The sequence below is a fragment of the Stenotrophomonas sp. YJH_SMC_123 genome, assembly GCF_059368215.1.
In genome coordinates, this window is record NZ_JCAFRM010000002.1 from 663,243 (window position 1) to 675,119 (window position 11,877).

The following is an 11,877-nucleotide window of genomic DNA, read 5'->3' on the forward strand; positions in this document are numbered from 1 at the left end:
GCCCGATTCTGCCACGCCAGGAATGAACCGGGCGGCAGAAATCCGTATAACAAGCGATAATCCCATCCCTGATACCCACCACGACACCTGCCATGCTTGATCCAGCCCTGCTCCGCCACCAGCCCGCCGACCTCGCCGAACGCCTGCGCACCAGCCGCGGCTTCGAGCTCGACGTGTCTGCCCTGGAGTCCCTGGAGGCGGATCGCAAGCGCATCCAGGTGCGGACCCAGGAGCTGCAGAGCCTGCGCAACAGCCGTTCCAAGGCCATCGGCCAGGCCAAGGCCAAGGGCGAGGACGTCTCGGCCATCATGGCCGAGGTCGCTGCCTTCGCCGACGAGCTGAAGGCCTCGGAAGTGGCGCTGGACGAACTGCGCGAGAAGATCGAAGCGATCTCGATGGGCATTCCGAACCTGCCGGCCGACGACGTGCCGGCCGGTGCCGACGAGAACGACAACGTCGAGCAGGCGCGCTGGGGTACCCCGCGCCAGTTCGATTTCAAGGTGCTCGACCACGTCGAACTGGGCGCCCGCAACGGCTGGCTGGACGGCGAGACCGCGGCCAAGCTGTCCGGCTCGCGCTTCACCGTGCTGCGTGGCCCGATCGCGCGCCTGCACCGCGCCCTGGCCCAGTTCATGGTCGACCTGCACACCGGCGAGCACGGCTACGAGGAGACCAACGTGCCGCTGCTGGTCAACGCCGACTCGCTGCGCGGCACCAGCCAGCTGCCGAAGTTCGAGGACGACCTGTTCAAGACCGCCGTGGGCGACTCCACGCGTTACCTGATCCCGACCTCGGAAGTGCCGCTGACCAACATCGTGCGCGATGAGATCGTCGACGCCGAGCGCCTGCCGTTGCGCATGACCGCCCACTCGATGTGCTTCCGTGCCGAGGCCGGCAGCGGTGGCCGCGACGTGCGCGGCATGATCCGCCAGCATCAGTTCGAGAAGGTCGAGCTGGTCTCAATCAGCCGCCCGGAAGACAGCGACGCCGAACACCAGCGCATGACCCGCTGCGCCGAAGTGGTGCTGGAAAAGCTGGGCCTGCCGTACCGCAAGGTGCTGCTGTGCACCGGCGACATGGGCTTCTCGGCGGTGAAGACCTACGACCTGGAAGTCTGGCTGCCGTCGCAGGAAACTTACCGCGAGATTTCCTCGTGCTCGAACTGTGGTGACTTCCAGGCCCGCCGCATGCAGGCGCGCTGGCGCAACCCGGCCACCGGCAAGCCGGAGCTGGCGCACACGCTGAACGGCTCGGGTGTGGCCGTTGGCCGCGCGATGATCGCGGTGATGGAGAACTACCAGAATGCCGACGGCAGCATCACCGTGCCGGAGGCCCTGCGCCCGTACATGGGTGGCCTGGAAACCATTGGCTGATAGCCGGCGCTGCGCGCCGCCGCCCGAGCATGGGCTCGGGCGCTACAGATCTGTGTAGAGCCGAGCCTATGCTCGGCTCTCCTTTATGGCCCGCAGCTTCTCCAGCGGCACCCATCCCGGTTCGCCGTTCTCCGGCACGCACCATGCCCAGCCATTGAGCGTGCGCATCCCGCGCAGCGTCTGCCCGGGGTCCACATCCAGTTCGCGCGCGCAGTAATCCTGCGTGGCAAACGCGCCACCCTGCGCATCGCGGCCGATCACCGGCGCCGGCACGAATCCGGGCTGCTGCCCCTCGGCCTCGCAGAGGAACCAGTCGTCCCAGCCCTCCGGGCCTTCATAACGTTCGCCCACCACCAGCGCCTGGCCGCGGCGCAGGATGATCGGGTGCGGAAATTCGCTGCGGTGCGCAGCCGTCACGATGTAGTTCATGCCCCCAGCCTAGCGCGCCGCAAAAGAAAACGGCCCCGCACAGCGGGGCCGCCAGGGTGGGCCGGGAGGGGGAGGGGATCCCGGCCCGCGTTCAACGCCCAGACGAGGAGAGAGGGGCGCCGAACGTTGGAACGCGTTACGCCGCGACGGCTTCGGCCGCTTCGTGCGACGGCAGCGCCGCCAGCGCACCGGCGATGGCGTCTTCACGGTGCTGCGGCGAGTAGGCGATGCCCTCGGCGCGCACGAACTCGACTTCGTTGATGCCCATGAAGGCGAACACCTGACGCAGGAACGGCTCCTGGAAGTCGGCCGGCGAGTCGGTATAGATGCCGCCACGGCTGCTGGCGATGATCACCCGCTTGCCACCGGCCAGGCCCACCGGGCCGTTCTCGGTGTACTTGAAGGTGCGGCCGGCCACGGCCACGCGGTCGATCCAGGCCTTCAACGTGGATGGGATGCTGAAGTTGTACATCGGCGCGCCGATCACCACGATGTCGGCCTCCAAGAACTGCTGCATCACCTGTTCAGCATCGGTCGCTTCAGCGGCGTCGGTCTTGGCCAGCGAGCTGCTGCGCAGGTGCGGTACCGGATTGGCGTCAAGATCGCGATAATCGACCTGCAGGCCGTCGATCTGGCTGGCGAGGCGGGCGACCACGGCGGCCGACAGCTGGCGCGAGACGGAGTTGTCGCCAAGCACGCTGGCGTCGAGATGCAGAAGCTTCATGGCAGTCACCTATGTTCTGGGAGGAAGGGGGCGGGGTGGCCCCGCCGACGGAGAGAACGATAGGTTGTTGCAAGGGCGGAATAAAGGTGATTGAATGCCACGTATTGTTCTAGATATGGAACTCGGGCATGCATGACCTGAATGACCTGTACTACTTCGCGATGGTGGTCGACCACGGCGGATTCGCCGCCGCCGAGCGGGCGCTGGGTATTCCCAAGTCGCGACTGAGCCGCCGCATCAGCCAGCTGGAAACCGACCTGGGCGTGCGCCTGCTGCAGCGCTCCACGCGCCGTTTCGCGGTCACCGATGTCGGCACCAGCGTGCACCGGCATGCGCAGACGATGCTGGCCGAGGCCCAGGCCGCCCGCGAAGTGGTGGACCGCCTCAGCGCCGAACCGCGCGGCGTGGTGCGCGCCAGCGTGCCGGTGTCACTGGCGCAGATGCAGCTGCCCAAGCTGCTGCCCAAGTTCCTTGAGCAGTATCCGAAGGTGCGGCTGCAGCTGAACATCAGCAACCGCCGCGTGGACATCATCAACGAAGGCTACGACGTGGCCCTGCGCGTGCGTTCGCGCCTGGACGACGACGGCAGCCTGGTGATGCGCAGCTTCGGCCAGGTGCAGGAACTGCTGGTGGCCAGCCCGAAGTACCTCGACCGCGCCGGCCGCCCCAAGGACCCGGAAGAGCTGACCCAGCACGTGACCCTCAGCATCAGCGAAGACGAAGCCCGCCAGCGCTGGGAACTGCATGGCCCGGAAGGCGAAGTGCGCCGGGTCGACCTGCAGCCGCGCGTGGCCGGCTTCGACTTCCCGCTGCTGCAGAGCATGGTGAAGGACGGTTTCGGCATCACCATGCTGCCGGAAACCGTGTGCGCCGACGCCGTGCGTAATGGCGAGCTGGAAGTGGTGCTGCCGGACTGGTCGCTGCCGCAGGGCGTGTGCCACGCCGTGTTCGCCTCGCGCCGCGGCCTGCTGCCGGCGGTGCGCGTGTTCATCGACTTCCTGGCCGAGCACCTGCCGCCGCAGCTGGAGGCCTCGCGCCTGGATTGCGGTGGCGCCTGTGAAAAGGCCAAGGAGCGGATCAAGGCCAGTGCACTGGGTGCGCTGGCGGTGGATGCCGGCTGAGAAGGCGCGAAGGTAGCGCCGGGCCATGCCCGGCGTTGCTGTATTCCGGCGCCGATCAGTTCCGGCCGAACAGCCGGTCCCAGAAACTACGGCGTCGCGGTGCGGCCGGTGGCGGTCCGGCTGCAACGACGGGCGCTTCCAGCACCGCCATCAGTTCCGCGCTGCGTGGCTTCTTCAGGAATCGCGCATAGTCCAGATAGCTGGTCACCTTGCTCATGTGCAGGCGTTCGGGCATTGCCGGCAATGCGCCGCCCTGCAACAGCACCCGCAATGCCTGCGGACGATCCAGGCGGATCGCCTCGTACAGGGCGGTGCCGCCACAGCCCGGTTCGATCAGGTTGGCGCGCTGCGGCGCATCCTCCAACAGGGTTTGCAATGCCTCCGCGTCGTCTCGTTCTACTGCAGCCACCAGCCGCGCCAGCGCCTCGGCTTCCGCAGCTGGCAGGTTGTCGCGATAGGCCTGGTCGGCAATCTCGCGCTCGTCGCGCCCGTCGCCGCCCTGGATGCACAGGAAATCGGTGACCAGGGCGACCGGAATGCCGGACGTATCCAGCGCCCAGTAGCTGGGATAGACACCGTCGCCCCAGCCGCTGGTGAACACCACCAGGCCGTGCGGCGAGTCCTCGCCCCAGGGGCGATATTCGGCGCCTTCATCCAGGCCATCGTGGTCGATCAGTGCATCCGACCATTCATTCTCTTCGTCGCCATCGGCCCGTTCGATCAGGGCCAGCAGCGCCTGCTGGGTGTCGGTGTCCATGAAGCAACCGATGCCAGCGTCGACCGGGTAGCCGATGAAGCTGTCCTCATCCAGTCCGGTCAGGTCCTGCGTGGTCCAGCGCGCCATCTGCCAGTGCAGGGCGGTCGCGGTGAGAGCTTCGCGTGGCTTGAACCAGACCACGGCCAACGCCGGGCGGCCGCTGTGCACGATGATCTCGACCGGATGCCGGCCCAGCGGGGCGGTGTAGTCGGCCAGCGCAGGCGCCTCGGCCTGCACCAACGGATCGCAGACCACCAGATGCCCGCTGCTGACCGGCAGGTGCCCGGCGAAGGTGCGGTGCAGGGCCACAGCGGCCAGCTGGGTGTCGTCCAGCAAGCAGGTGCGCAGGTTGGCCAGATCGAGATGGGCCATGGCGGCTCCGAGTGCGGTGAAGGCCCCCACCGTGCCGGATGCGGAGGGCAGGGGCAAGGTGGTCTTGGGCAAATGCCCTTCACGTGCGAGAATACGGCGCTGCCCGGGCGACCGGGACCCGATTGGAGAGATGGCCGAGCGGTTTAAGGCACCGGTCTTGAAAACCGGCGAAGGGTTAAACCTTCCGTGGGTTCGAATCCCACTCTCTCCGCCAAGAAGTTCAGAAGAGCCCCTGGAAGCAGGGGCTTTTCTGTTTCTACGGCCCTTGCTGGCCAGCCATCCGGCAACCAAGGTCAGGTGAACGAATGAACCGGTGCATTCCTCTGACCCAACAGGGAATTGCTTCATTCAAGGACGTAATCGTTGCAGGTGCACAAGCGCTGACGTTGGCGCCGGGCAATTTGAATGTGCCAGACACCCGCGCTAGGCTTCGGATGCCCAAGGAGGGCGACCAACGGAGTCATGGCATGAAGATTGGATTCAAGCTTTCTGTTGCTGTTGCGGCCTGTGCGTTGACCTTTGGAATCAGCAGCGCCACGGCGAAAGCCCCTGGCCCATGTTCCGTCTGCGAGGTCCAATACATTGCGTGCGAGGCGTCAGGTACAAACTTGAGTATCTGTACCCGCAACTATATGCAATGCCTGCGTCTGAACGGCTGCATTATCCCGTAGCAGGGCGCGGCGGGGACGTCTGGGGACCTTGCGATACCCTGCAACCTTGCCACCCTCCAGACAAAAGCCTCGGTCCTGCCGGGGCTTTTTCGCTTCCGGAAACGCCATGGCGCGCATCGTGCCGGGGGCGAAACCGAGACGGTGCCTATGTGCCCTGATGCAGGCAGGCATATGTGGAGGGAGCGGCATTCAGCCCCGACGCCCACCTGTTGGCTTGTTGTGGCACAACGGGTAACTCGAGCACGACCGGAAAGCCCCATGTGGCCCATTCCGGTCCACGAATACGCCCACCTTGCACACCGGGCAGCGCTCATCGTGGATGGCCGCGCCTGAAATCGCGGTTACTTCCACTGCCCCGTCCTTCACCAGCTCATCCAGGAATGGCGAGTGCTTGCCCTGCAGGGTGAACATCGCGACCGACCGTCGCGCACGCGTCAGCGCGACATAGAACAGGCGCCGTTCTTCGCTCAGCGGATAGGTATCGCCGTCCGGCATTGCCAGCGAAAGCACCGGGTCATCCGCGCGCAGGCTCGGGAAGCTGCGGTTGATCATGCCCGGCAGGATCACGTAGTCCGCCTCGCGCCCCTTCGATCGATGTGCGGTAAGGAACTCGACGTCCATCGTGCTGCCGAAGGCCGTCTTCCAATCCGAAGGCATCGCACCGCGATCCGCGCGATACCGCCCCAGAACAAAGACCGTCACGCGCCCGGTGCGGCCCTGCGGCACTGCACCTGACAACAGTTGCTGGTGCAGCTTCGCAAGGTACTGGCGAACGCCATCCTGCACCTCCTCGCGCCGGTTCATCTGGAACGCCTGCAGCACCGGGCCCATTGCCGGCGCAGCAGAGCGAACGTTTTTGGCGATCTGCGCGGGGTTGCGGCTGATGAAGCGGCTGGACACATCACACAGCGCCTGTGGGCAGCGGAACGTCTGCTCCAGTTTCAGCACCTGGCCATGGCCCATCCATTCGCGGAATCCAGTCATCACCGCAACGTCGGCGCCAGCGAAGCGATTGATCGATTGCCAGTCATCGCCCACCGCAAACAGATGGCGGCCCGGTTGGCTGACCAGCGCACGGCAGAGGCGCGCGCGGGCGCGCGATGCGTCCTGGAATTCGTCGGCCATCACCAGTTCGTAGGGCGATTCATAGTGGCCCTGTTCCAGCAGCCCGGCCGCCATGTTGAGCATGTCCTCGAAATCGATGCTGCGCTCGTCAGCCAGTGCGTTGTCCCAGGCCCGGAAAACCGGCCCGGCGATCTCCAGGAAGCGCCGGTAGCGTTCCTTGAACTGATCCTCGGGCATCTGCCGCAGGCGCGCCGCCATATCGTCCAGTGTCAGGCAGTTGCTCTTGGCATGGGCAATGAAGGTGCGCATCAGGCCAATCAGGTCTGCGTCCGGCATCGGCTTGGCGCCTTGATCAGGCAGCTCGCGGTCCGGGTTCGGGTCGAGCTCGACATCAGACGCGCCAAGCCGCTCGGCAAGATGCTGCAGGGCCTGTCCACTGCGCAGGCCAAACGACGTCGTCTCGACCAGAGCGGTGCCGCGCGCCACATGCTGCTGGCGCTTCCAGTGCATCCCTTCGCTGTAGTTGGCAAAGTGCTTCGGCGGCTGGCCATCGGCATCCAGCGCAAAGTGCTCGTGATACAACTGGGCGTCCGGATAGTAGAAGTCCGGGCGATACTGGCGATGGGTGTCTGTCGCGGTATCGAATTCGTAGCGCCGCTCGTAGTCGTACGCCACGCCGTTGTAGAACAGCCAGTCGGCGATGACGCACTCCTCCAGGCTCTTCACCCGCTCACCCTTCAGGGTGCGGATGTAGGGCGTGCCATCGCGGTCGTAACCATCGGCCATCATGTCGGCACCGAACGGCGGCAGGTCGCGCCCGAACACCAGGCGGAACATGTCCCACTGGGTGCGGAAATGGGTCGAGCGGTCCTTCAGGTCGTCCACCAGTTCGGCCAGCTTGTTGAAGCCCAGCGTCGCGTCGACCGCCCATTCCGGGATATCCGGCTTGCGCCCTGTGGCTTTGGCGATGATGGACAGGCCCAGGGCGTGGAAAGTCCGGGCTTCCACCACGGTGTCGCCCATGCCGAGCCGGTCGAAGCATCGCTGCGCGCGCTCCTCCAGCTCCTGGGCGGCGTCCTTGTTGAAGGCGAGCATCACGATCCGTTCGGGTTCGACAAAGCCGCGGTCGATGGCATAAGCGGCCTTGGCGACCATTGTGGAGGTTTTCCCAGAGCCGGCCGCGGCCACGACCTGTACCCGGTTGTCGAAGCAGATGACGGCGTGGGCTTGTTCCTCGGTCAGGGGCTTGCTCTCGATCCGGTCCAGGAAGTCCTTGGCCAGCACCCGCTCGCGCTCTGCCATGGTCGCGTTGGCCTCGGCCCAGACGGCGGGCCAATCCAGCTGCCAGTCGTGCAGGGCGTCCAGCGCCATGCGGTGGCCGGGCGCGTGCAGGTCGTCGTGCACCTCCTCGTCGAGGAACAGCTGCTCCAGCTCGGCGGGCGGCAGGGGCAGGGCGGGGCGGTCGGCCAGCAACGCCTGCTGCTGTTCGTGGCTGATCCAGCGGCGGCCGGCACTGCCGCGGTCGATGAGCGCATCGGCAGCGCGCAACCACGCCTGGATCTGCTCCAGGATCGTGTCAAACAGGGCCTTGCGTCCCCGTGTGGTGCGCGCAAAGCGCACCTGCTGCAGCGCCGCCGCAAGCCGGGAGCCCTGGCTGTTGGGCAGCCCATCCACGGACAGTGCTTCACCGCGCTCGGTCGTCAGTTCGACCCGGGACCAGAGCACGCCGCGAACGACCCGCACGCTGTGTTCGTTCGCCACATGCTGGTGGTATTGCCTGCCGTCGATCAAAAGCGCGAGCTGTTCGCCATCCAGCCGCAACTGCCAGTCCGGCGAGCGGGTCACACGCTGGCCCCAGCCCGAGGGGCGCCATTCCATAGACATCCAGATACTGCCTTGCGTACGTCACCGGGCGTAAAGTGCCCTTGCCGCCCCATGATAAGGCCGCTTGGCATGGCACGCTGGGTTTCCGGTCACTCGCGCACGCGCGCCAGCGATGGCATTGCACCCTCGCCGGCGCGGCAGGCGTCAGGCGTTCACATCCACGACAATGCGGCCACGCACCTTGCCGGGGATGATCTGCTCATAGACATCCAGCACCTCGGCGAGGCCGATCTGCTGCACGGTGCTTTCCAGCTTCTGCGGGTCCAGGTCGGTCGCGAGCCGATCCCAGGCGCGCTGGCGAACCTCTTGTGGGGCATTCACCGAATCCACGCCCGCAAGGGTCACATTGCGCAGGATGAAGGGCAGCACCGAGCCGTGCAGTGCATCGCTCTGGGCCAGGCCACAGGCGGCCACGGCACCGCGGTACTTCGTTTCGGCGATGGCATTGACCAGCGTTGGGCCGCCGGCCACATCCACCACGCCGGCCCATCGCTCGGCACTCACCGGCCGCTCGCGCGGCTCCGAGAGCTGCGCACGATCGATGATCTCGGCCGCACCCAGGTTGTGCAGATACTCGGCGTGCTCCGGCCGCCCGGTGGCGGCCACCACGCGATAACCCAGCTTTGAAAGGATCGCCACCGCAATCGAGCCGACGCCGCCGTTGGCACCGGTAACCAGCACATCGCCCTGTGCAGGCGTCACCCCTGCATGCTCCAGGGCCAGCACGCACAGCATCGCGGTATAGCCAGCGGTGCCGATGGCCATGGCGTCGCGGGTGCTCAGGTTGCCGGGAATCCGGTTGAGCCATTCGCCGCGTACGCGGGCGCGCTGTGCCAGGCCGCCGTGGTGGCCCATGCTCAGGTCCCAGCCATTGAGCACGACGCGGTCGCCTGGCTTGAAGTCGGCCCTGCTGGATTCCAGCACCACGCCTGCCAGATCGATGCCGGGAATGAGCGGGAACGTCCGGATGACCGGACTCTTGCCGGTGAGGGCAAGCGCATCCTTGTAGTTGAGCGTGGAGTACTCGACCTGTACCAGGACGTCGCCGTCCACCAGGTCGGCTTCATTGAAATCGACCAGTTCCGTGGATACGCCGTCGTTCGTCTTGCGGGTCAGCAGTGCCTTGAAACTCATGGTTGGGGGCTCACGTTCAGTGGATGGCCCCATGCTAGGCTCGCACCGTTATCGCAACAAGAACGACGATTTTCCGTAGGTACTATGGTTTTCCGGAGTATGCATGCGTAGCAAACGGTGGGACGGCAAGAGCGGTTGCGCGGTGGAAGTCACGCTGTCGGTGATCGGCGGCGTGTGGAAGCCGATCATTTTGTTTCACCTGATGACCGGCAAGCGGCGTTTCATGGAATTGACGCGACGGGTGCCCAATGCCACCCAGTCCATGCTCACCAGCCAGCTGCGTGAACTGGAAGCCGATGGCGTGGTGATCCGCCACGTGTACCCCGAAGTGCCGCCGAAAGTGGAATACGAGCTGTCCGAGTTCGGGCGCACGCTGGTGCCGGTGCTGCTGGCCATGCGCGAGTGGGGTGAAACCTATCGCGGCCATGGAAGCACGGAAGGCGATTGCCAGAGTTGAAGACACTTTTGGCTCTGCGCGAGCGCATTCTGGATGCGCCCGCGCCTGGATGGCTCAGGCCGGCTGCGCTTTCCGGCCCTGCACCACCCGGGTGGCCAGCAGTGCCAGGGTGACCAGCGCGGAGGCGATTGCCAGCCACAACAACAGCAGGGAGTTGTCCGCTTCGCCCGCGGCCACAGCCACAGCCACCGATGGATCCTCGGCGTTGTAGCGGATATCAATCTCTTCCGCCTCGTCGGTGGCACGCATCCGATTGCCAAGGTCGTTGGAGACCGCGATCTTCTCGACGCGTGATTGGCCGTCTTCGGTTTCGAACTCGACATTCAGGACGAAGTTGCTCTTTCTGCCCCTTTTCTCATCCCAATGCACCTCGGTGACGAGGCCCACTGCATCGCGCCCTTCAGCACCGTCAGTGAGGGCATGACGGTGATGGTCGTTGTAGGCGGCCACGGAAAGTGCGACCGCCACGCCAGCGGCAACAAGAATGTTGCGCCAGGAAGTGAATTCCATAATGAGCTCTTGATCCATTGAGGTCGGCGACTATAGTCCTCACCTCGCGGATCTCGTACGAAAATGGCGTGGCGCAGACATTTCGTTGTGATCAGATCGCGCTCGAATGTGCCTGTGGGCTCCTCCATGCAAGCGTTCCCGGTGTGCATCCAGCGCGGAACGTCTGTGCTCCAGCTGAAGGCGGAGGCCGTGCGTATTGCGAATTTCTGCGCGATCGCCATGGTCGGCGTGTCGCGTTCGGCTCGATGTGATCGTTGGGTAGTACGCGCAGGCAGGCGCGATGTATCAACGAAGCACGTCAGTCGGTGGACGGTTCGCCATCCTGTGACGCAACCAGCGTAGGAACGCGTCAGCGCGGACTTTTCCTACTTTGCTTCGGCGATGGAGTGCGCCCATCATCGCCGCGCCAAGGCACTCGCCCTGGCCGGGATTGGCGTCCCGAACTTACGTACCGCTACCGGTCGCGATTGCAGCCGAAGCTGCAACCGCGACAATGCACCGCCTACCGGCTCATGGTGGACGGTGCGTGGGGATCTTCCGATCCGCCGGCTTTAGCGGTACGTATCCGGCACGCCAACCCGCACCGTCCGCCACCTTGCATCTGCAGGTGGCCACATCGTGAGGTTGCCGTCATGCCCGAACGTCTTCCCGACCATCCCCGCCTGCACGCGCTGCTGGGTGCCGCTGTACTTGATCTTCCCGCTGCCTTGGCCGAAACGCTGGAGGACGCGCTCCGCGAATCAGCCGAGTTCGTCACCCCATCGGCATTCTTTGCACACCTGAAAGGCCACGGCAGGAACCTGCGCGCTGATGGCGAGGCCTGGAGTGAAATGTGCCTGAGCCCCGGCCGCGCCTTCGACATGGCCCTGGCGACCCGCAGCGTTTCGGGCATCACGGCGTTGACCGCGGTGCTGCATGCCGCGCATGTGGCACGGGAGAACGACGATCCTGCCTGCTGTCCCTCCGCCGCCGTGGTCGAAGGTCTGTTCAACGCCTGCCAGGCGCTGTCGCTGCAGGTGGAACGCTGCCTGGTGCCGTGAAGGGCTGCGACGCGGTTCCTGTTCCGTTGACGCCCGGTTCCCTATAGTGGCGCTGGAACCCTGCAATGGAATGCCCATGCACGTGATGTCCCCCGGCCGTTGCCTGACGCTTGCACTCGCCGTCGCAACGAGTGCCAGCGCGTGTGCACGGCCGCCGTCCACCGAACACGAAAGGAATCCCGCCATGTCCGGCGCACCCCAGACCGGCCGCACGATCAACGGCCACACCTATACCGATGCGCCCGTGGACGTGAAGCTCGGGCCGAACACTTTCCGCATTCCGGCCAACTACCTGGACAGCCAGATCGCACCGTGGCCCGGCGAGGGCGTGACGCTGGTC

The 11,877-nt window shown here is 65.5% G+C and carries 10 protein-coding genes, 1 tRNA gene and 1 pseudogene; 6 read left to right on the forward strand and 6 right to left on the reverse strand.

The genetic code is table 11. The features are described from left to right. Window positions 1-92 precede the first annotated feature (92 nt). Complete coding sequence (serS, locus tag AC5P5W_RS08050) at window positions 93-1,373, forward strand: serine--tRNA ligase (protein ID WP_014647612.1); 1,281 nt, start codon at window positions 93-95, stop codon at window positions 1,371-1,373. Window positions 1,374-1,439: 66 nt separating this feature from the next. Here serS and AC5P5W_RS08055 read toward each other — a convergent pair whose 3' ends face one another. Together AC5P5W_RS08055 and AC5P5W_RS08060 are read right to left on the reverse strand one after the other, a co-directional pair. Next, window positions 1,440-1,802, reverse strand: coding sequence for an SH3 domain-containing protein (locus AC5P5W_RS08055; protein WP_053495993.1), 363 nt, complete (start codon window positions 1,800-1,802; stop codon window positions 1,440-1,442). A 136-nt stretch (window positions 1,803-1,938) separates the two neighbouring features. After that, on the reverse strand, window positions 1,939-2,526 hold the full coding sequence (locus tag AC5P5W_RS08060; protein ID WP_014647610.1) for an FMN-dependent NADH-azoreductase: 588 nt from the start codon (window positions 2,524-2,526) through the stop codon (window positions 1,939-1,941). Window positions 2,527-2,654: 128 nt separating this feature from the next. Between AC5P5W_RS08060 and AC5P5W_RS08065 the strand changes: the two genes are divergently transcribed. Next, a complete protein-coding gene (locus AC5P5W_RS08065) occupies window positions 2,655-3,647 on the forward strand; it encodes a LysR family transcriptional regulator (RefSeq protein WP_005410175.1) in 993 nt (330 codons plus the stop codon). Between the two features lie 55 nt (window positions 3,648-3,702). Here the strand turns inward: AC5P5W_RS08065 and AC5P5W_RS08070 are convergent, their stop codons facing one another. Further along, entirely contained in the window at window positions 3,703-4,776 is a 1,074-nt protein-coding gene (locus AC5P5W_RS08070; RefSeq protein ID WP_197574406.1) for a DUF4241 domain-containing protein, read from the reverse strand. A 124-nt stretch (window positions 4,777-4,900) separates the two neighbouring features. Between AC5P5W_RS08070 and AC5P5W_RS08075 the strand changes: the two genes are divergently transcribed. Then, a tRNA-Ser gene (locus AC5P5W_RS08075) sits at window positions 4,901-4,990 on the forward strand. Window positions 4,991-5,636: 646 nt separating this feature from the next. On the opposite strand, the gene AC5P5W_RS08080 is transcribed toward AC5P5W_RS08075, so the two are convergent. Further along, the gene (locus AC5P5W_RS08080) at window positions 5,637-8,390 is read right to left on the reverse strand and encodes a UvrD-helicase domain-containing protein (protein WP_197574421.1); all 2,754 of its coding nucleotides are present in this window, start codon (window positions 8,388-8,390) and stop codon (window positions 5,637-5,639) included. Window positions 8,391-8,540: 150 nt separating this feature from the next. Further along, window positions 8,541-9,530 carry an acrylyl-CoA reductase (NADPH) gene (gene acuI, locus AC5P5W_RS08085; RefSeq protein ID WP_014647607.1) on the reverse strand — a complete coding sequence of 330 codons (990 nt, stop codon included), beginning with the start codon at window positions 9,528-9,530 and terminating at the stop codon, window positions 8,541-8,543. Between the two features lie 103 nt (window positions 9,531-9,633). On the opposite strand from acuI, the gene AC5P5W_RS08090 reads away from it, so the two are divergent. Beyond that, window positions 9,634-9,987, forward strand: a complete 354-nt coding sequence (locus AC5P5W_RS08090; RefSeq protein WP_049415019.1) for a winged helix-turn-helix transcriptional regulator — start codon at window positions 9,634-9,636, stop codon at window positions 9,985-9,987. 54 nt (window positions 9,988-10,041) lie between these two features. Here AC5P5W_RS08090 and AC5P5W_RS08095 read toward each other — a convergent pair whose 3' ends face one another. Next, window positions 10,042-10,497 (reverse strand): DUF3592 domain-containing protein, encoded by a 456-nt coding sequence (locus tag AC5P5W_RS08095; RefSeq protein WP_075076630.1) that lies wholly within the window; start codon window positions 10,495-10,497, stop codon window positions 10,042-10,044. Between the two features lie 632 nt (window positions 10,498-11,129). Between AC5P5W_RS08095 and AC5P5W_RS08100 the strand changes: the two genes are divergently transcribed. Together AC5P5W_RS08100 and AC5P5W_RS08105 are read left to right on the forward strand one after the other, a co-directional pair. After that, window positions 11,130-11,537, forward strand: coding sequence for a hypothetical protein (locus AC5P5W_RS08100; RefSeq protein ID WP_014647606.1), 408 nt, complete (start codon window positions 11,130-11,132; stop codon window positions 11,535-11,537). Window positions 11,538-11,613: 76 nt separating this feature from the next. After that, window positions 11,614-11,877, forward strand: a pseudogene (locus AC5P5W_RS08105) (hypothetical protein); the annotation flags it as partial.